At 29.2% G+C, this 20135-nt stretch carries 19 protein-coding genes; 6 read left to right on the top strand and 13 right to left on the bottom strand.

The features are described from left to right. Nucleotides 1–148: 148 nt before the first annotated feature. The 3 genes from IJL02_RS01480 to IJL02_RS01470 form a co-directional block, all read right to left on the bottom strand. Complete coding sequence (locus tag IJL02_RS01480) at nucleotides 149–1636, bottom strand: sodium-dependent transporter (RefSeq protein ID WP_292808284.1); 1488 nt, start codon at nucleotides 1634–1636, stop codon at nucleotides 149–151. Between the two features lie 72 nt (nucleotides 1637–1708). Continuing rightward, nucleotides 1709–2740: a glycosyltransferase family 2 protein gene (locus IJL02_RS01475; RefSeq protein WP_292808283.1), complete on the bottom strand. Its 1032-nt coding sequence runs from the start codon at nucleotides 2738–2740 to the stop codon at nucleotides 1709–1711. 15 nt (nucleotides 2741–2755) lie between these two features. Further along, complete coding sequence (locus IJL02_RS01470; RefSeq protein WP_292808281.1) at nucleotides 2756–3577, bottom strand: phosphorylcholine transferase LicD; 822 nt, start codon at nucleotides 3575–3577, stop codon at nucleotides 2756–2758. 304 nt (nucleotides 3578–3881) lie between these two features. Here IJL02_RS01470 and IJL02_RS01465 point away from each other — a divergent pair, with 304 nt between their 5' ends. Continuing rightward, nucleotides 3882–5705, top strand: coding sequence for an aminotransferase class I/II-fold pyridoxal phosphate-dependent enzyme (locus IJL02_RS01465; protein ID WP_292808279.1), 1824 nt, complete (start codon nucleotides 3882–3884; stop codon nucleotides 5703–5705). 7 nt (nucleotides 5706–5712) lie between these two features. Here IJL02_RS01465 and IJL02_RS01460 read toward each other — a convergent pair whose 3' ends face one another. After that, nucleotides 5713–6675, bottom strand: coding sequence for an ornithine cyclodeaminase (locus IJL02_RS01460; RefSeq protein WP_292808277.1), 963 nt, complete (start codon nucleotides 6673–6675; stop codon nucleotides 5713–5715). Between the two features lie 327 nt (nucleotides 6676–7002). Here IJL02_RS01460 and IJL02_RS01455 point away from each other — a divergent pair, with 327 nt between their 5' ends. Next, on the top strand, nucleotides 7003–8040 hold the full coding sequence (locus IJL02_RS01455) for a glycosyltransferase family 8 protein (RefSeq protein ID WP_292808276.1): 1038 nt from the start codon (nucleotides 7003–7005) through the stop codon (nucleotides 8038–8040). A 94-nt stretch (nucleotides 8041–8134) separates the two neighbouring features. On the opposite strand, the gene IJL02_RS01450 is transcribed toward IJL02_RS01455, so the two are convergent. Then, nucleotides 8135–9163 carry a glycosyltransferase family 52 gene (locus tag IJL02_RS01450; RefSeq protein WP_292808275.1) on the bottom strand — a complete coding sequence of 343 codons (1029 nt, stop codon included), beginning with the start codon at nucleotides 9161–9163 and terminating at the stop codon, nucleotides 8135–8137. Nucleotides 9164–9516: 353 nt separating this feature from the next. On the opposite strand from IJL02_RS01450, the gene IJL02_RS01445 reads away from it, so the two are divergent. Both IJL02_RS01445 and IJL02_RS01440 read left to right on the top strand, forming a co-directional pair. Continuing rightward, a complete protein-coding gene (locus IJL02_RS01445; protein WP_292808272.1) occupies nucleotides 9517–10254 on the top strand; it encodes a glycosyltransferase family protein in 738 nt (245 codons plus the stop codon). A gap of 18 nt (nucleotides 10255–10272) precedes the next feature. Then, nucleotides 10273–11457: a DegT/DnrJ/EryC1/StrS aminotransferase family protein gene (locus tag IJL02_RS01440; protein ID WP_292808270.1), complete on the top strand. Its 1185-nt coding sequence runs from the start codon at nucleotides 10273–10275 to the stop codon at nucleotides 11455–11457. A 63-nt stretch (nucleotides 11458–11520) separates the two neighbouring features. On the opposite strand, the gene IJL02_RS01435 is transcribed toward IJL02_RS01440, so the two are convergent. From IJL02_RS01435 to pseB, 5 genes are all read right to left on the bottom strand, one after another. Continuing rightward, nucleotides 11521–12435 carry an aldo/keto reductase gene (locus tag IJL02_RS01435; protein WP_292808268.1) on the bottom strand — a complete coding sequence of 305 codons (915 nt, stop codon included), beginning with the start codon at nucleotides 12433–12435 and terminating at the stop codon, nucleotides 11521–11523. Nucleotides 12436–12527: 92 nt separating this feature from the next. Continuing rightward, nucleotides 12528–13052 (bottom strand): GNAT family N-acetyltransferase, encoded by a 525-nt coding sequence (locus tag IJL02_RS01430; protein WP_292808266.1) that lies wholly within the window; start codon nucleotides 13050–13052, stop codon nucleotides 12528–12530. A gap of 4 nt (nucleotides 13053–13056) precedes the next feature. Then, nucleotides 13057–14136 carry an N-acetylneuraminate synthase family protein gene (locus IJL02_RS01425; RefSeq protein ID WP_292808264.1) on the bottom strand — a complete coding sequence of 360 codons (1080 nt, stop codon included), beginning with the start codon at nucleotides 14134–14136 and terminating at the stop codon, nucleotides 13057–13059. Nucleotide 14137: 1 nt separating this feature from the next. After that, the gene (locus IJL02_RS01420) at nucleotides 14138–15007 is read right to left on the bottom strand and encodes an SDR family oxidoreductase (protein WP_292808261.1); all 870 of its coding nucleotides are present in this window, start codon (nucleotides 15005–15007) and stop codon (nucleotides 14138–14140) included. After that, complete coding sequence (gene pseB / locus IJL02_RS01415) at nucleotides 15008–16003, bottom strand: UDP-N-acetylglucosamine 4,6-dehydratase (inverting) (RefSeq protein ID WP_292808259.1); 996 nt, start codon at nucleotides 16001–16003, stop codon at nucleotides 15008–15010. 216 nt (nucleotides 16004–16219) lie between these two features. Between pseB and IJL02_RS01410 the strand changes: the two genes are divergently transcribed. Beyond that, nucleotides 16220–17215, top strand: a complete 996-nt coding sequence (locus tag IJL02_RS01410) for an acyltransferase (protein ID WP_292808257.1) — start codon at nucleotides 16220–16222, stop codon at nucleotides 17213–17215. A 44-nt stretch (nucleotides 17216–17259) separates the two neighbouring features. Continuing rightward, nucleotides 17260–18771: a hypothetical protein gene (locus IJL02_RS01405; RefSeq protein ID WP_292808255.1), complete on the top strand. Its 1512-nt coding sequence runs from the start codon at nucleotides 17260–17262 to the stop codon at nucleotides 18769–18771. Between the two features lie 26 nt (nucleotides 18772–18797). Here IJL02_RS01405 and IJL02_RS01400 read toward each other — a convergent pair whose 3' ends face one another. The 3 genes from IJL02_RS01400 to IJL02_RS01390 all read right to left on the bottom strand — a co-directional run bounded on the left by IJL02_RS01400 (nucleotide 18798) and on the right by IJL02_RS01390 (nucleotide 20090). After that, entirely contained in the window at nucleotides 18798–19259 is a 462-nt protein-coding gene (locus IJL02_RS01400; RefSeq protein WP_292808254.1) for a flavodoxin, read from the bottom strand. A 158-nt stretch (nucleotides 19260–19417) separates the two neighbouring features. Further along, a complete protein-coding gene (locus IJL02_RS01395; RefSeq protein WP_292808253.1) occupies nucleotides 19418–19780 on the bottom strand; it encodes a DUF2283 domain-containing protein in 363 nt (120 codons plus the stop codon). A gap of 91 nt (nucleotides 19781–19871) precedes the next feature. Beyond that, on the bottom strand, nucleotides 19872–20090 hold the full coding sequence (locus tag IJL02_RS01390; RefSeq protein ID WP_292808251.1) for a hypothetical protein: 219 nt from the start codon (nucleotides 20088–20090) through the stop codon (nucleotides 19872–19874). Between the last annotated feature and the right edge of the window lie 45 nt (nucleotides 20091–20135).

Here is a 20135-nt window from a genome sequence, read left to right as displayed (position 1 = left end):
GATATTAACTGAAGTGCTACTATATGATTAAACATAGAAATGACTACTATTTAAATTTAACTACTTTTAAAAAGCAATTTTCCATGATGAAAGCAATATTACTAAAAAAAAATAGAATGAGGTTAGACAAACTAACCTAAAAAATTAATTAAACTCTTTCTTCAGCTTTATCCCAATCATTGTTTTTGGCCGGAAGCAAAGTAAATACTAATGATGCGCCCAAGAGAATTATTGCTGAGAATATTGTAAAGTTTAACTGGTCAATAGTACTGTTGTTGATAACATCAACCATTCCTCCAACCCAAACAATTGAAATAACAATTGGAAGAACATATTTTACAATGACAAGCCACCATTTACCAAGCTTGATAGTCTTTGTTCTCGCATTTAAGAATTCAATTAATTTTTCTGCCTTAAATACCCACGCAAATACAATACACTCAACTATAACTCCAAACAGAAGTGCAATTTGGTTGATGAATGTATCCACATAACCTAAAAGGGATCCTCCAAAGGATGTAGCATAAATCATTGAAATTAATGCACCAACAATAATCAATATTGTCATTGTCCTTGATCTTGTAAGACCAAACTTGTTTTGGATTGAAAATGATAAAGGCTCGATTGTAGACAATATGCTTGTAAGACCTGCCAGATAAACTGTCAGGAAAAATAGAGGTCCTAAAATTACTGCCCATTGACCTAACACATTAAATACTGTAGGATATGCTATAAATACCAGTCCGGTTCCCTGAGTTACAAGGTCTGCCACTGCAGTGCCTGACTGAAGTGACATATAGCCTAAAATTGAAAATACACCTAAAGCAGCAAAGTTTTCAAACAGTGAATTTGCAAGAGCTATTGAAATGGTATTTGTAATCAAATCCGCATCGTCTTTGGTGTAACTTGCATATGTAAATGCAATAGACATTCCCAAACTCAATGAGAAAACGATTTGTCCAAATGCCGCCATCCAGATGTTAAAGTTCAATAAAAGAGACCAGTCAGGGTTGAATAATTCAGCCAACCCAATTGACGCACCAGGCAAAGTCAGAGAAAATCCAACAATGATAACCATTATAATAAATAATGCCGGCACTAAAACTTTTGATACTTTACCAAGACCTGCTTCCAAGTCCCTGTGAGATATAAACCAAATAATCACCCAACCGACAAGCATTGCAACAGCAATAAGTGGAATGAAATTAAATAAACCTAAATAAGAGTCAGAAGATTGCAAAAGAGTTGTTGTAAAGAAAGCATTAGGATCTGCACCCCAACCCTTAAAGAAACTTAAAATCATGTAAATTCCATCCCAGCCCAAAATAGCTGAGTAATAAATCATAATCATAAATACTGCAACCGGCAATAGCCATCCCAAATATTCAAATTTGGAGTTGATTTTTGTAATTGCCTTTGCAAAAGAAGATTTAAAATTATATCCAACACCGTACTCCAAAATCAAAAATGGCATTCCCATCAAAAGAATAGCCACAATATATGGAATGTAGAATGCTCCCCCTCCATTAGAGTAAAGTACATAAGGATATCTCCAAATGTTTCCAAGTCCAACTGCAGAACCAATCATTGCTAAAATAAATGAAAGATTACTGCCCCATTCATTTTTATCTGCCATAATTTCCCATTTCCTAAATAAATATAAAAAATAAATTTGTTCTTTTAAAGTAAAATAAGTTTACATTAATCATCATCTAAATTTTCTGTAAATTGTTTTGATAGTTTCATTATTATATAAAAATGAATAAATATTTGATAATAATACTGCAATACCAAATCGCTTTTTTAATATTAATTTATTTAATAAATCAATTTCTTTTCTTTGAACCCGTATTTCCTCATTTAAACTTTGCTCAAAATCATAAATTGCCATTATTGCATCTTTTTTATATTTTTTATCAATATTTGAAAAAATCAAAAGCAAATTACTTAAATTATCACTAATAATTACGTCTTTAGGACAATTGATACCATCTAATAAATCCATGAGCATTTTAAAACCTTCCAAATATCTATTGAATTTTGCCAAATCATGCCCATGAATCGCAGTTTTCTTATTTGCAACAGTATAATAAATATAATTTTCATTATTAGGCAACAATGTTACTTTAGTAGAGTTTATCAGAAATTTAAAATAAAAATATGTATCTTCAGCCAAAGTATCTTCAGGAAAACGAATATTATAATCAATCAACAATTTTTTACGCCAAATTTTACCCCATGGAGCGATATGATCATGGCTAAGCATTCTAAAATTATTATCTGATTTGAACGGATTAATGTTAATTAAATCAGAAGTATCCTCACAATCATGTAAAATGTTCATTTTAAATAGATTACCATCTAAATTCCAAAAATGAGACCCCATAACAAAATCGGAGCCTTCTTGAGTAATTGTATCATAATATAATTCTAATGCATGAGGCAGATATTCATCATCAGCATCTAAAAAGATTATATACTCAGATGTTGAATTATCAATTCCAATATTTCTAGGCTTTCCAGGAAGCCCCGAATTTTCATCCAAGCAAATAACGTTAATATTATTGTATTTGTTAGCATAATCTTCAATAATCTGCCTACTTCCATCAGTAGATTTATCATCAACCAATATTAATTCTATATTATCAAAACCAATGCTTTGATTTAAAACTGAATCAATTGCTTTTCTGATAGTTGTTTCAGCATTGTAAATAGGTATTATTACACTAACCTTATACATACTATCCACCGCCCATTAATAATCACCAAAACTTAGTTGTTCAGTAATATGATTAAATCTTTCATCTTCAGGAGGCAATTTCATGTAATCTCCATAAATTTGTTTTAATATTTCATGATAATTTTCAGGCACATTAACATCAATTCCCTCAAAATTCATTTTTATACCAGTTCCATAATCATCGACATTATAAATCTGCGGACGTCGTGTAGTAATATCAGTTACTCTATTTGTATTTTTCTGCCTATTAACTAGTTTTAAACAAATATTAATGATAAGACTTGGTTTTACTTTTAAAAAATCAAAAATGTAATGCGTTACATTAGAAACAAATTGAGTTGGTTGAGGATAATCAACTAACTTTATGGATGAAATTGCTAATAATCTTCTCAAAAAACGTGTTGAGTTTAATTGAAAAGAACATATTAAATCATTATCAGAGAGAAAATCTAGAACAAAAATATCAATATTTATCCCTACACTAAAACTAACTTGATCAACCCACCATTCTTCAAATTTAGTGCCTTTAAGGATTATTTTTGAAAATAAAAAGAAATAATCATCATAGGTTTCATCAGATAAAAGTTCATATTTTTCACTATGTGAAGATAAAAATATTTCTTTAAATTTTTCATAATCCTCTCTAAACATTATTACATCAATATCATCATCCCAGGGAATAAAACCTTCATGGCGAATAACCCCAATTAACGAACCTCCATACATATAATATTTTAAATTATTTTCCGCACATATTTTAATAAAATCTTTCAAAATCATTAATTCCATATTTTGTAATTTATTTAAAGTTTCCAAATCATAATCAGTAAATTTCATTAAAAAGCACCTGGAATCCCAATGTTTACTTATTTATTTTTTTAAATTATTTTTATAACCCCAAATAGATGATGTGATTAAATTTTATTTTCAAATTATCTAATATATAATTTAAAATTAAGAAATATTTATAAATTTTTAATTAATTTACTATTAATGCAAAAACCATTATTTTAAAAATATAATCTATAAAATTTTAAACATTTTATTTTTCAAATTTAAACTATAAAAATAATATATACTTAATAATAAATATAAATCATAATCAAAAGAAATGTATTTTATAGATTATAATAGTGATAATATGGATGCGATAATTTTAGCAGCAGGAATGGGAAAACGATTAAAAAATCTGACAAAAGATAAAACAAAATGTATGATTACTGTTAATGACATTACATTAATCGAAAGAATGCTAAGTCAACTAGATGAATTGAATTTGAATAAAATTATTTTAGTTGTAGGATATCAATCTGAAAAATTAATTAATTTCATTGAAACATTAAAAATCAATACTCCAATAGAATATATTCACAACAATATTTACGATAAAACAAACAACATATACTCATTATTTTTAGCTAAACATTATCTTGAGGGTTCAGACTGTTTAATTTTAGAGTCTGATTTAATCTTTGAAGATGGGATTCTTGAAGACTTAATTAATGATAAACGACCTAATTTAGCATTGGTCGATAAATTTGAAAGTTGGATGGATGGTACTGTAGTAACAATCGATGATGAAGACAATATTCGCAATTTTTATTCCAAAGATCAATTTTCATTTGAAGATATAAAAAATTATTATAAAACTGTTAATATCTATAAATTTTCCAGTGATTTCTCAAAACATTATTACATCCCATTTTTAGAAGCTTATATCAAATCTTTAGGATTTAACGAATATTATGAACAAGTATTGAAGGTTATAAGTAATTTAAAAGATGCTAATATAAAAGTAAAAAAAATTAATAAAAAGAATTGGTATGAAATCGATGATATACAAGACTTAAATATTGCCGAATCCATCTTCGCACCAAAAGAAAAAAAATTAGAAAAATTTACAGCAAGATATGGAGGTTACTGGAGATATCCTAATTTAATTGATTTTTGTTATCTCGTTAATCCATATTATCCCCCAAATTCATTAATATCAGAATTAAAATCAAATTTTGAAGAATTACTCGTTAATTATCCATCTGGAATGGATGTAAACACATTACTTGTTTCAAAATACTTTAACATAATGCAAAAAAATATCTGTGTTGGAAATGGAGCTTCTGAGATAATTAAATCTTTAATTGAACATGTTTTAGATGAAAATTCAAAATTGGGAGTTATGATACCTACTTTTGAAGAATATTCTAACAGAATGAACCCTAAAAACATCATCACATTTGATACATCATCAAATAATTATAGATATAATGCAGATGACATAATTCAATTTTTTAGTCAAAAAGAAATAGATATGCTGGTTTTAATAAATCCAGATAATCCTTCAGGAAATTATCTATTTAAAGAAGATGTTGAAAAACTGATTAAATGGACTAAAGATAATGGTATTCTTTTTGTTGTTGATGAATCATTTATTGATTTTGTCGATTGTGAATCGAATGCTACATTTTTAAATCAAGAGATTATAGACGAAAATAAAAATTTTATAGTAGTGAAAAGTATTTCAAAATCATTTGGAGTTCCAGGTTTAAGACTAGGTATTTTAGCATCAGGTGATGAAAAATTAATTGAATTTATTAAAAATGATTTATCTATATGGAATATCAACTCCTTTGGAGAGTTTTATCTACAAATTTTTGAAAAATATGAATTTGACTATGAAATGGGACTAAACAAATTCAAACAAGCCCGTAAAAAGTATGTTGATGAATTGAAAACCATTGATAAATTAAATGTAATCCCATCCCAAGCAAATTACATAATGTGTGAAGTAACTGGAGATATGAATAGTTATGAACTCACAAATATTTTACTAAATGATTACAATTTATTGATTAAAGATTTATCCAATAAAAAAGGATGTGAAGGAAAATCATATATTAGAATTGCCGTTCGTGACGAAAAAGATAATGAGATACTAGTATCTGCTTTAAAAGAGATATTAAACTAATAATATCTCACATAAAAAATTTTTCTTTGCAGAATTCATACTCAATTTCTTTTTCCAAACCTAATGAATTTTTATAAAAACGGGAAGCAAAGTATAAATCATGAATAGCCAAACCATAATTATACACCAATATTCTCTCTTTATCATTGCTCCGACCTTCTGACTTACCTAATAAAACATCAGTGTTGCTTGTAATTGATTTGAATTTATCAAAATATTTAAATCCTCGAATTTGATCAATATCATCCGCAAAAACTTTATCAAAAAACAAATCACAATTTTGAAATCCTAAACTCATAATTGGGATGACAGTACAACCTTCCTTATAGCAATCATCACTAGCAAAATTTTCATTTATACTAGTTACAGCCGAAATAATCACGTCACTATCCCTCACAGTTTCTTCATAGCTATCGCATAACTCAAATGAAATATTTTCATATTTTGAGAAATGTTCAATGAATCTTTTTTCATGATTATGATATTTATAAAGTTTGAAAGTGATTTCCCTATCCTGTATTTGAGACATCAAAATATCAATGCATGCAAACATTATATTGCCTAAACCAAACAAACCCACAGTACTGAAATCCTTTTTTGAGTACATTATTACTGAATGGGCGGCTGCTGCACCTGTCCTCAATGTAGTTATGTATTCTGCATCCATTAATGCCTTTAAAATACCAGTATCAGATTCATATAATAACAAATCTCCCATCATAACTGAACGTGTTTCGCCCGGTTTTAATAAATGACGTGCAATCATCTTAACACATGCCACTTGCCCATCTTCATAAAGACAAGGCATGCAATGGAAATAACCTTGATTATCCTGTGGCAAATTAGTCTTAGGAGGCATTGCAAATTGAGATTTATTTTTTAATGCATCATCTATCCAATCAAAATACAAATGTGCAGGCAATGATGATCCCATTTTTTTACAAGTTTCAAAATCAAAAATTTTAATCATGAAAAACACTCCAATATTCTTACATTATAAATCAGTAATTCATCTATCTTTAAAAAAAAAATTACTTGATTAAAACATATTGAATATTATGAAATTAATATTTTAAATACATTATTAATATAATTGCGCAACATAGCAGATAATACTCGGCATTTCATTAACTATCTTAAATTAAAAATAATTCTAAAATTATGATAAAATGAGGATTTGCCTTTCCACTTAAACATTACAGAGTAAACCCTGATGATGTTCATAAGTGTAAGTAATATATTAATATGATAAACTAAATAAATTATTTTATATTTAATCATTTTGTGAGAATAAATCATGTTAAATGTAGTATTTGCAGCAGATAATAATTATGCTTCTTTTTTATCAATATCTCTACTATCCTTATTGAAACATAATGAGAATGATTTTGAGAATATTAATGTTTATATTCTTGATGATGGAATTAATAATAAAAATAAACAAAAAATTATTAGTTTAACTGAGAATCCTTCCTGTTCAATTACATTTATTGAAACAAAAAAAATAGATGAAATGGACTTTAGTGTTTTAGGACTTACACGTAATTTAAATAAGTCTTCTCTAACCACATATGCTCGTTTATTTATGTCTTCATTACTTCCAAAACACGTTGATAAAGTAATTTATCTTGACTGTGATAGTTTAGTGGTTGATTCTTATAATGAATTATGGAAAGAAGACATTTCTAACTATTACTGTGCCGGAGTGCTAGATGGAATAAACACGTCAGTCAAAAGATTTTTAGGATTCAAAGATGATGAAACTTATATTAATGCAGGTTTTCTATTAGTTAATCTTAAAAAATGGCGAGAGGATAAGGTTGAAGAGAAATTTATTAAATTCATGGATGAAAATCAAAACAGATTCTACCAACATGACCAAGGAGTTTTAAATAATATATTTAAAAACCAAATTCTAATAGTTGAACCAAAATACAACTTACAAATATATTTCCAAACCCTTGATTATGATTTAGCCCGTAAATTCACATGTATGGAAACCGAATACTATACAAAAGCAATTGTAGACAATTCCAGAAACCATCCTGTCTTTTTACACTTCTGCGGGCCAAACTATGATCGGCCTTGGTTTAATAAGGACCATCCTTATGCAGCAATATTTAGAGAATATGCTTTTGAGGCAAACTGTGAGGAAGTAATTGAATATTTAGATGAACTGCCTTTAAAAGCTAAAATGTTTTATAAAGGAATGGACAATAAGTTAATAAAATTAATATTAAAACTTATTCCTGCAGTTATGGTTCGAAAATTAGTGAATAAAAACGCTTTAAGATATATGAACAACGAAAATGAAAAAGCAAAAGCTCTAAAATAAAAAAAATATTCTCAACCCCTCAGATGTTCAATTGATAATTAAACTAATAACAATTTATGAAAAAATTCTGAAGATGGAGAAATAATGCCAAAAATCATTTCTTATTAACCATATCGACTAATGTATCCCTTAAGGCACTTACTTCTTTATTTTTTATTTCTCCTTCATAAATGTAAATTTCAGACTCTTTAAAATTTAATAATGCAGTTGATACAATAGCACAAACAACGTTTGGCTTAAAACCTATGGTCGTCAATATTTCAATTGGGAATGTTCTATCAAGAACTTCAACTCCATTAAATATTTCTTTATAATTTATTGTGTCACGAGGGTGAGGTTTAATAAGAATAGTATAATTCTCAAATTTTCTTATCATGTCTCCATAAATATTTACTTCCTCATCATAGCTTAATAAATTATCATTATAAAATGCTCCAGTCAATATTAAAACTGTTTTCTCATTAAACGACAAAGAGTCAATATTAATATTGAAGATAGACATTATCTTATTCCTTTCATTGACAGGAATTGATTCCCATCTTTTTTTAATATCAATAATTTTCACTTTATCTTTTATTAACGGATCATTATTTTCTTGAGTTAAATAGACATTTTTGATATTAACATGAGACCCCAAACCTTCATGAGCACTTAAAAAATATACTCCACACAAGTGTAAAATCATGTCCACCACTGGATTAATTTTATGTGTTTTATATACTTCCCAGGAGTAATTCATTAATCCATCTTCTATAACATTAGAATTTTCATTTTCATAAAACATATACGAAAAAGGAGTGTGAGCATGCCCATAAACTTTCACTTTTTTATTGAATGTTTTTATAAAGAGCAGAATCCTTAATTTAAAATATCCATAAAAATATCTGCAGTACCCTAATACATTATTTATAATCCCCTTAACCGAATTCAACGAATCCATTCTAAATCCATCAACAAATGCAACATGAGGAAGTCGTATACATTCAATATTATCTGATATTTCATTAGGCATATATGATGTAAATATGAAAATATCATTTTCATTATATCCCTCAATTAAAAAATATAAAAACAAAGAATATACTGTGTTAACTAAACAAATATTGATTTCTTTTTTAGACATCATTTCCACTCAAAGATTTATTCATTAGTAATAATTAAAATAATATATTATTTAATATATTAATCCTATTAATTAATACTTTACACTGATGTAATCCAATTGAAGCAAAAACAATAATTACAATTTAATCAGAAAAAAAGCAGAAGGATATTTAAAATAATCATAAACTACTCAAAATAATTTTTAAAATCAGATACTCATCATTATTTAGAAAAATAAATAAAAAATGGATTAAATTATATTTAACATCAATTGGATAATAATGATAAATACTTATTTAAATAAACAATAACAATATAAAATATGTTCATAAAAAAAATATAATCATTAGATATTATAAATAGAGGTAATTTATGAAAGTTAATGCAATTATCCAGGCTAGATGTGGTTCCACTAGACTTCCAGGTAAAATTTTCATGGCAATTAATGGCAAACCGCTTCTTTGGCATGTTGTAAATAGATTAAAATATGCAGAGTTGATTGATGACATTATTGTTGCAACAACAACAGATTCTAAAGATGATGCAACTGAAGAATGGTGTAATGAAAATGAAATAAAATGCTATAGAGGCAGTGAAGATGACGTGCTCAATAGATTTTACAATGCAGCGGTTGCATTTCCTTGCGATGTAATTGTTCGTGTGACCGCAGATGATCCATTTAAAGAACCAACTATTGTTGATAAAATTATAAAAAAACTCATAGATGAAAATTTAGATTTATCATGCAACGTTTTTCCACCATCTTTTCCAGAGGGGCTGGATTGTGAAGTTTTTACATTTAATGTGCTTGAAACAATGGAAAAAACAACAAACAATCCATATGATAGAGAACATGTAACTCCTTACATATATAATCATCCTGAAAAATTCAAAATAGGGAATTTGACTTCAAGTCGTCAACTTTCAAATTATCGCTGGACAATCGATAACAAAGAAGATTATGAAATGGTAAATGCGATTTATGAAAAGAGAAGAAATGAGCAAGAAGAAATTCTTTTAATGGAAGAAATACTTGAAATTCTAGAAGAAAACCCTGAAATTGCAAGTATTAACTCAGATGTAAAACGAAGTGCCATGTATCAAAAATAATAAAAGGAGATAAATATTATGGAAAGAATATCAGATTTAGAAAAAAAATATGTTATGGAAGCCTTAGAAAATGAGTTTGCTACATCTAAAAACTCCATATTTAATGATAAACTTGAAGCAGCATTTGCAGAGAAACTCAACTCAAAATATGCAATAGGTCACTGTAACGGAACTGCAACTCTTCATGTAGCGTTACTATCCTGCGGTATTGGGCAAGGAGACGAAGTAATTGTACCTCCATTGACAATGTCCTCTACTTCCATTCCAGTAGTCCTATGTGGAGCTATCCCTGTATTTGCGGATTGTGATATAAACACTTTTCAAATTTCTGCAGAAAGTATAGAAAAATGCATTACAGAAAAAACCAAAGCAATTATTACAGTATCACTCTACGGTCTTGCACCAGACTATGATAAAATCCTTGACATTTGTAAAAAACATAACTTAGCATTAATTGAAGATAATGCTGAATGTTTACTAGGAGAATATAAAGGAAAATTAGTTGGGGAATTTGGAGATTTTTCTAGCTATAGTTTTCAAGCCAGTAAACATATTACAACCGGAGAAGGAGGCATGCTAACTACTAACAATGAAGAACTTGCTGATAAAGCAAGACAATTTAATTGCTTGGGTTATGCGGGAGTTAGTGCAGATCAAGGCAAAATAACAAAAAATGATATTCAAGACCCATTATATAGTAGACACATCTCTTTCGGTTATAATTACAGGATGTCCGAATTACAGGCCGCTTGTGCATTAGGACAACTTGAAAGAGCAGAAGAACTAGTTCAAATGAGAATTAATGTTGCAAAAATATTTGATGAATCTATTGAAAATCAAAACATATTAAGAAAACAACTTGAACCTTCAGGATATAAAAATTCCTATTGGGCATATTGTCTTGTGCTTGATAGTGATGAACCTGAAAAAGATTGGTATAAATTCCGTGACTTATTCCAAAAGAATGGTGGAGATAACTACTATGCTGCATGGAAACTATCTTACAACGAACCAGCATACCAAAATATACTTCAAAAACAACCAGGAGTATGGCAAAAATATGACGAAAACTGTTGTCCAAATGCAGAATATTTGCAGAAACGCATGATTCAATTAAAAACAAACTATTGGGACATTGAAGAAGCAAAAGATCAAGCCGAAATTCTGAAAAAGACAATTGAAGAATATCAAAATTCAATGTAAAAAAAATAGATTCTTTAGAGTTTAGTCAATGGAACTGAAAATAATAATCTCATTAATCAATTCTTAAAATTCATTCCATTGTCTAGGGTCTATTAATCTTGAATCTTCAATTGTTAAATCATCAAAATCGACATTATCTAAAATATCTTCATCAAATTCATTAATTGTTTTAATATTCGTTTCAAGTTCCTGAGGAGAATTAACACCAAATATTGTTGAAGAAATATTCTGATTATAATATACAAATAATGTGGCGAGTTCTGCCACTCCGATATTTAATTTATTGCACATCTCATTTAATTTCAATTTATAAGGTATTATTTCTTTTAATTCATTTGGAATGTTTTCCATAGGTGAAGGAATAATTCCTTTTAAAAATGTAGATCTACTTATAATATCAATATCGTTCTTCTCAAATTCATCAGCGAGACAATCAAAACGTTTGTCAAAAATATTATACGGAATCTGTAAATAGTCTATAATGTCCCCATGCATATCAATTATGCTTTTTGTAAAATCAATGTCATAAACAGAAACCCCAAAATCACAAATCAGATTATCCTGTTTTAAATCATTTATACATGCCCAAAAATCATTATTTTTATATAATTTTTCATCAACTTGATGCAATAGCAAAATAGGAATTTTATCTAAATTCAAATTAGATAAAGATTGATCAATTGAATTTTGAATATGATTATTTAAAAATGAATAAGTTAAGTTAGATAAATCATCGATTAGACTTAATTTTGTAGACACAATAAAATTATTATCAAATTCTTTTATAAATACACCAATTTTTTCTTCACTATCACCATATTCTCTTGCAGTGTCTATTAAAGTTATATCATTTTCAACTGCAACATTTAAAATATCATTAACCTCTTCTTGAGTTTTTCGTTTAGTGAACCCATAATCTAATCCGAACTGAACGGTACCTAAACCAAAATTAGACAATTTACCTCTTGTTTTTACCATATTATCATGCCTGCAATATTACAATTTAAATAATTTTTAAAATCATTAAATGTGTTAGTGAATAAAATTTTAATCTATTTTTCACATCTATATTAATACTCAGATTTCAGAATACTATAAAATAAAGAATTACACCATTTTCCTTCAGTCCAATGAGTTTCTCTTAGTAATCCATCAAAATTAAAATCTAAATCTTCCAATAGTTTTTGTTTTTTCAAATCAATATCATAAATTTCAACATAAATTCTATGTAAATTTAATTCATCAAATCCATAATCAAGCAATAATTTAGTAGCATCTGGAGCAAATACATCATCAATATATACTCCATTTAATCCAATATAAATAGATAAATCAGCATTTCGATTAACCCAATCAATATAATTTAAACCACAAGCCCCAATTAATTCATTATCCTCTAAATTGACAATTGCAAACATCACATTATTTGGAGATTTTAAAACAATATTGTTAAACCAATTTTCTTGATTTGAGAAACTTAATTCCTTATATTCTCTAAAATTTTTCCTTAACTCAGGTTTATTTCTCCATTCTAAAAATTTATGCAAATCCTCGTGCTCTATAGCCCGTAAACCAACAAATTTACCTTCAATCATATTTTTACTCCATTAAATCATCAATATATAGTGCATCCCCTTTATTTTTAAATTTATTGACTTTTTTATTTATTATTTCATCAACACAGTAAGGTTCAAATGAATTTTCAGGAGCGGGTCTTAAAAATTCTATGTTTTCTCTTGTTATTGTTTCATTTTTTTCTAAATCGTTTTTTAATCGAATACATCTTCTTTGAACAATAACTGTTTCCTTTTCATTGTCTTCTATTTTTTTAACCCCATCGCCTAAAGCATTTTCCAACTCTCTAGATCGATCCACCATTTCTTTCCATGACTCAGGGTTCATTGAAAATGCATGGTCCGGACCAACTCTAGAATTATCATCAGTAAAATGTTTTTCAATAACACGTGCACCCAATGCAATTGCTCCTAAAACTGCAGCGTGATATGGACTATGATCAGATAAACCTAAAATCATATTAGGATATGCTTCCGAAAATGTTTTTAAAACATTTAAGTTAATATACTTAAAATTTTCAACAGAACCTGTGTAATTGGTATTGCACTGCATCAAACAAATATTATGATTATATCTTAAAACAGCATCAACAGCACGTTTAGTATCATCAAGGTTTGATGCCCCAGTAGCCAGTAAAATTGGTTTATTTAATTTTGATAAATATTCTACAAATTCTATCCAAGTAATATCCCCGGAACCAATTTTATAAGCATTAACATATTCATCAATTGAATTTAAAATATCATAATTGTACGGGGTTGTCATGAATTCAATATTCTCCTTTCTTGCAGCTTTAACAAGTTCTTCTGTCCAATTTACATCACATTCTGCATCTTTATATGTATCATAAACAGATTTTTCCCATGATGTCTGGTGAGATAGAGAATCTAGATTTTTAAATCCATAATCACTTACAATAGTATCTGCAGTGAAATGTTGAAATTTAACTGCATCAGCACCTGCTTTTTTTGCCTCATGAATTAAATCAATTGCCCTATCAATATCATTATCATGATTTGAAGCTATATCTGCAATAAAATAAGTTGGAGAATCAATAGATATGATTCTATTATTTATTTTAAACTCAGTATTGTATACAACCATATTAATCATCTTCGCAATGTTTTTTCAATGAATCTGTAACCTCTTTTAAAGTAGGTAGTTTATAACCCAAATAATTTTCAATTTTTTCAGTGTTTAAACCTAAACTTGTAGCTCTTCTTAATTCATCATTATTCATTCTTGTTGGAGTGCAATTGGATGTAGATAAATTAAAAGAGTATGCAAGATAAAATATAAATTTTTTCTTACTGAACACCTCTGATGACGCAAGATTATAAATTCCATTAGGTTTATTATTAATTAAATCCCACAATATTCTTGAAAAATTATAAACATCAATACTAGAAGTATAATAATCTTCAAAAACATTTATAGGTTCCTCAACTTTTAAGGAATTTAATGCCCATTCTACAAATGTGTCATTTTCCCAACCTCTAAATCCTACAATATTTGTTCTAATTACCAATGCATTTGGATTTGTTAATGTGAGCATTTCTGCTAAATATTTTGTTCTTGCGTATTCATTTAATAGATGAATAGTATCATTTTCAGAATGTTTTTTATCATTATCTCCAGTATAATAATGGTCAGTAGAAATTTGAACAAAATAAATATCATTTTCATGACAATAATTTGATATGATTCCTGCAGGGCGAGAATTAACTAAATATGCTTTACATTTATCAATTTCACAATTATTTAAATTAACAATTGCAACAGTATTGATAATAATATCTGGTTTTTCCATTTCAAAACATTCTATAAGTTTTTCATCATCAGATATGTCAATATTATAATCTGCATTAGTTCTAGCAACACCTACAATATCATTACCCAAAGATGATAAATATCTTGTTAATTCCTGACCTAACATGCCTGTTGAACCAAGAACAATAATTTTAATAAAAATCACCTAGAAAACAATATCAATATCTTTTAAAGCTTCACGAATCTCTTCAACACTTAACCATTCTGAATTATTATCAGATGCATAGCGGAATCTATCTTCAACTTTTATTCCACCTTCTTTAACATAGACATTTTCCCACCATTCTAATTCAGGATAAATAATATAATAATCATCATATTCATATGCAGAGCGTGAATCTTCAGCAGTAATCATTACTTCATGAAGCTTTTCACCAGGTCTAATTCCAACATCTTCAAGTTCACAATCTGGAAGCATTGCTTTAGCCAAATCAGTAACTTTAAAAGATGGGCATTTGTGAATATATAGTTCCCCACCAGTTGCTTCACCAATTGCTTTAATAACCAAATCTACAGCTTCATCAAGAGTAATCCAAAAACGAGTCATCCTCATATCAGTAATTGGCAATTTAGTTGCACCTTCATCGATTAATGTTTTAAAAAATGGAATGACTGAACCTCTACTTCCACTTACATTACCATAACGCACTACAGAAAAATGAGTATTTTTAGCACCAACATACGCATTTGCAGCAATAAATAATTTATCTGAAACCATTTTAGTGGCACCATAAAGATTTACTGGATTAACACCTTTATCAGTTGATAAAGCCACAACCTTTTCAACTTCTTTATCAATAGCAACATCAACAATATTTCTTGCACCATCAATATTAGTTTTAATAGCCTCTAACGGATTGTATTCACAAGCTGGAACTTGTTTAAGTGCTGCTGCATGAACTATAATATCTACTCCATCACATGCTCGTGCAAACCTTTCTTTATCCCTAACATCACCAATAAAGTAACGCATAATATCTTTATGTTCTACAAATTGTCTTTGCATTAAATATTGTTTATATTCATCTCTTGAGTAGATAATTATCTTTTTAGGATTAAACTGTTCTAAAACTCTTTTTGTGAATTTTTTACCAAAAGAACCAGTTCCTCCAGTGATTAAAATAACTTTGTCATTTAACATGAATTAACACCTATAAATTTATTATAATAACTTTTTAATAATAGTTATAATTTTTCAAATACTTAAATATTTTATTTCAATACAAACCTCGTTTTACATCATTACACTAATTATAACTAAAAATTCTACAAAACAATATTAAATATTAGGAAATTCTCAAATTTTCTTAAAAAAGATAATGAAAAATATATTTACTGTAAAAACTTAAACAATAATATGGCAACCAAAAAAGAAAGAATTTTCTATTACGATTTTCTAAGGGCATTCGCTATTATCGCAGTACTGATTTGTCATGTAGACTTCTTTTTCGGTCCGCTAAACACCCCTTTCGAAATCATTGCTCAAATGACATTTCATGATATCGGAAGAATAGGTGTTCCAATATTTCTTATGATAAGCGGAGCACTGCTTTTAAATAGAGACCATAAGTTAGGCGATTTTTTAAAAAGAAGATTTGCAAGAATCATTTATCCGTTTATTTTCTGGATTATCCTGATACTTGCACAACTGTATTTTCTTAACTATAATCCACAATACCTGTGGAACACATTTATCGGAAACCCTTCAATCACATGGTATTTCTGGACTTTAATTGGAATTTATCTTTTTATTCCGGTAATAAACGCATTCATTGAAAAGTATGGTGAGGAAGGATGCAAATATTTTTTAGCAATCTGGTTTATAACAATCATCCTTAAAACATTCAATTCATATCCGCTGTTTCCAAACTTCAGCCTGGATTATTTCGCATACTATATAGGATATCCTGTTTTAGGTTATTATTTAAACAGCAAAAAATTCAGCCTAACCGACAAAAAGATGTGCGCTATTGGTTTTGCCGTCCTTATAATCGCTCTGGCGAGCTTCGTTTATTTCGACTACACTAAAATGAGCTATATTTCAGATATTTATCTCAATGTACCTATCGTATTTATGGGAGCCGGAATGTTTATATTCATCAAATATCTTGACAACATCACCTCATTCAAACACATTAAAGATAATTTTATCGGAAAAGCGATTGTTTCAATCAGTCTTTGCAGTTACGGAATGTATTTTTCCCACGTGATTGTGCTTAAAATCCTGACTCCATTCAATCCGAAATCAACATTACTGTTTCCTGTGATGTTTGCGCTTACGATTTTCCTCTCATGGCTACTTCCATATATTTTGTCAAAAATACCCTATGTTAAGACAGTAAGTGGTGTTTAATTCATATAAAAATCATTAAATATCACTTGCAAGTTACTATTTTTATGAACAAAAAAATCATTATTGCACTTGCAGTGATACTAATTATATTATGCGGTGTTGCTTTTGTACTTACAACATCAACCAACACCCAGAGCAGTATTGATGCAAATGCGCTGGAAGATAGGGGAAATCTTGTTGTTGACTCTAAAAGCTTGGATGAAAATAACGGATATTATCACACAGACTCCGGCGATACAAACACCATTCTAGTTAAAAATGGTGGGGCTTTAAAATTAGCCAATTCCATTTTAAATAAAACCGGAGATACACAGACTTCAGGAGATGATGCTGACTTTTACGGTGTTAACTCTGCGTTATTAGTAAATACAAACGGAACACTGGACATCTCCAATGTTGAAATCAACACAAACTCCAAAGGATCAAACGGAATATTTGTAACCAATGCTGAGACTTCATCCACAGGCAATTCATCACAAGGCGGTGAGGAAGCTCAAGCAGGTGAAGGCGGACAGCCTCCAGAGGCAACTGGCGATGAAGCACAAGGCGGAGATGGAGGCCAACCTCCTGAAATGCCATCAGGTGAAGGAAGCGGTGAAGGACAAGGCGGAGGCGGCCAGCCTGGTCAGTTTACAGTGAGCGGAAATACAGAAGCAAACATTAAAAATGTTAAAATAACAACCCACTCCGATAAATCAAGAGGCCTTGATGCAACATACAACGGTAAAATAACAGCAGATAGTGTGGTCATTAACACTGACGGTCAAAGCTGTGCAGCTCTTGCAACCGACCGTGGAGAAGGTCAAATACACGTTTCAAACTCAAAGATAAACACCGGAGTAAGCAAGGATTCAGGAAGGGGTTCACCTTTAATCTATTCAACCGGAAACATTACTGCTGAAAATACCAAAGGGACTGCATATGTTTCACAAATAGCTTGTATTGAAGGTAAAAACTCAATTGAACTTTCAAACTGTGACCTGACAGGTTACGCTGAAGGTAACAGAAAAGATGGTGATGACTACGTTGATTTGGGAGGAATATTCATCTATCAGTCCATGAGCGGTGATGCTGATGTCGGAACATCACTCTTTACAGCCCAGAACTCAAAACTCTCAATAGCTTCCGATTCTTCAGTATATAAAGAAGCTCCGATGTTTCATGTTACAAACACAGCATGCGTAATCAACTTGACAAATACTGAGTTAAGCTTTGGAAGCGGAACATTTCTGGAAATTGCAGGACAAAATCAGTGGGGAACTACCGGTTCAAACGGTGGTGTGGCTGAGGTAAACACAGAAAATGAAAACATTGAAGGAAATGTTATTGTCGATTCAATAAGCTCACTTAACTGGACAATGACAAACACCCAGTTTAAAGGAGCAATCAATTCAACCGGAAACACTACAGTTAATGTGGCCGGCGGTTCAACCTGGACATTGACAAATGACAGTTCCGTTTCAGGTTTGGAATTATCAGGTAACATTGACTATGGCAGTTTCACTTTAACCGTCAACGGTCAAAAATACGACAGTTCAAACCCTTATAAAGGATAGGAAAGATTTTTTCTTTCCTAATTTTTCTATTTTTCAATCCATTCACTTGCTTTGGATACATCACCCATGAATCTCATGCCCTTAGCAAAGTCAAGTTCAGGATATGTATCTTGAAGATCACTTACGCATTTGTCGATTCCTGAACCTCCTGATGTGCAGAATGCCTTAATTGTTTTTCCTTTTAAATCTACACTTTCAATGAATGTGTTGATGATTGTAGGTGCAGTATACCACCATACAGGAAAACCGATTACAACTGTATCGTAAGGTGAAACATCACAAATTTCTTTTATTGGCGGTCTAAATTCCTTATCGTTCATTTCAATAGTTGATCTTGAGTTTTTGTCTGTCCAGTCCAAATCGGCAGGAGTATAGGTTTCAACAGGTTTTATTTCAAAAATATCATAATTGTTTTCGTTTGCTATTTTTTCTGCCACATTTTTAGTAACACCACTGGCTGAAAAATATGCAATTAATACATTAGTCATTTTATCACCTAGTTTAAAATTATATTTGATAATATATAATTGTTTACATTCGCAACAATTATTATATTACAAATAAACCAAATACAAAAGCAACTAAAAAGTCTAAACTAAACATTTTTACAAACATAACCCCATTTGAAAAATTTTAAAAAAAAATATTATGCTGTAGAAAAAATAGTCTCCATTGCAGGAATTCCATAATTATTAGCTAAATTCTGTTTAAAGCAAACATCTTGCTCTTGTTCAAAAACAAAATAAGTAAATTTAATTTGAATACAAATTAATTCATCACTAATAATAATACCCATATCAATATCTGGAGATATAAGATTATGCTTATCAATGCCCAATATTTTTGAAGCACTAATTATTTCTATTGCTGCAGGAAAACCATTTTCGTCTAAATCCAATATAATTCCATTTGTTATCTCTATTGATTTACCATATTTAAAAGATTCATCAATAGTAATATCAATCAAATCATGTTCACAATCATATATATAATCCAATTTAGATTTCATTAATGTTTCCTCCGATCATTCTCTTTAGGTATCGAAGTAATGATGATTATTTCATTAGAATTAAATATATCCACAACGATATATAAATCCCCTATTTTGTGTATTCAAAAATTAATTCGAATCTATTATCATAGCCTAAAGTCTTTTGAATACCAACACGGACTTCAGACAACAATTTCCTATTTAACAAGTCCATATCAACATTACGATAAAATGACCTTTTCAAAAAATGACTTGTATATCTTATCCCATATGGATTATCCTTTATGTTCTTTAAAGTTTGCATTAAATAGTTAATATCATAACTCATTTATTCACCCCAAATTACTTTAAAGGAAGATATTATTATGTATTT

This window comes from Methanobrevibacter sp. (assembly GCF_017427765.1).
In the GTDB taxonomy this organism is placed as follows: Archaea; Methanobacteriota; Methanobacteria; order Methanobacteriales; family Methanobacteriaceae; genus Methanocatella.
The sequence above is the reverse complement of the archived record's forward strand: the minus strand, read 5'-3'. Positions and strand labels throughout refer to the sequence as shown.

Bases quoted from the DNA above. Each gene is read 5' to 3' on its own strand.
- IJL02_RS01480 (WP_292808284.1), bottom strand. From the start codon at position 1,636: ATGGCAGATAAAAATGAATGGGGCAGTAATCTTTCATTTATTTTAGCA.
- IJL02_RS01475 (WP_292808283.1), bottom strand. From the start codon at position 2,740: ATGTATAAGGTTAGTGTAATAATACCTATTTACAATGCTGAAACAACT.
- IJL02_RS01470 (WP_292808281.1), bottom strand. From the start codon at position 3,577: ATGAAATTTACTGATTATGATTTGGAAACTTTAAATAAATTACAAAAT.
- IJL02_RS01465 (WP_292808279.1), top strand. From the start codon at position 3,882: ATGGATGCGATAATTTTAGCAGCAGGAATGGGAAAACGATTAAAAAAT.
- IJL02_RS01460 (WP_292808277.1), bottom strand. From the start codon at position 6,675: ATGATTAAAATTTTTGATTTTGAAACTTGTAAAAAAATGGGATCATCA.
- IJL02_RS01455 (WP_292808276.1), top strand. From the start codon at position 7,003: ATGTTAAATGTAGTATTTGCAGCAGATAATAATTATGCTTCTTTTTTA.
- IJL02_RS01450 (WP_292808275.1), bottom strand. From the start codon at position 9,163: ATGTCTAAAAAAGAAATCAATATTTGTTTAGTTAACACAGTATATTCT.
- IJL02_RS01445 (WP_292808272.1), top strand. From the start codon at position 9,517: ATGAAAGTTAATGCAATTATCCAGGCTAGATGTGGTTCCACTAGACTT.
- IJL02_RS01440 (WP_292808270.1), top strand. From the start codon at position 10,273: ATGGAAAGAATATCAGATTTAGAAAAAAAATATGTTATGGAAGCCTTA.
- IJL02_RS01435 (WP_292808268.1), bottom strand. From the start codon at position 12,435: ATGGTAAAAACAAGAGGTAAATTGTCTAATTTTGGTTTAGGTACCGTT.
- IJL02_RS01430 (WP_292808266.1), bottom strand. From the start codon at position 13,052: ATGATTGAAGGTAAATTTGTTGGTTTACGGGCTATAGAGCACGAGGAT.
- IJL02_RS01425 (WP_292808264.1), bottom strand. From the start codon at position 14,136: ATGGTTGTATACAATACTGAGTTTAAAATAAATAATAGAATCATATCT.
- pseB (WP_292808259.1), bottom strand. From the start codon at position 16,003: ATGTTAAATGACAAAGTTATTTTAATCACTGGAGGAACTGGTTCTTTT.
- IJL02_RS01410 (WP_292808257.1), top strand. From the start codon at position 16,220: ATGGCAACCAAAAAAGAAAGAATTTTCTATTACGATTTTCTAAGGGCA.
- IJL02_RS01405 (WP_292808255.1), top strand. From the start codon at position 17,260: ATGAACAAAAAAATCATTATTGCACTTGCAGTGATACTAATTATATTA.
- IJL02_RS01400 (WP_292808254.1), bottom strand. From the start codon at position 19,259: ATGACTAATGTATTAATTGCATATTTTTCAGCCAGTGGTGTTACTAAA.
- IJL02_RS01395 (WP_292808253.1), bottom strand. From the start codon at position 19,780: ATGAAATCTAAATTGGATTATATATATGATTGTGAACATGATTTGATT.
- IJL02_RS01390 (WP_292808251.1), bottom strand. From the start codon at position 20,090: ATGAGTTATGATATTAACTATTTAATGCAAACTTTAAAGAACATAAAG.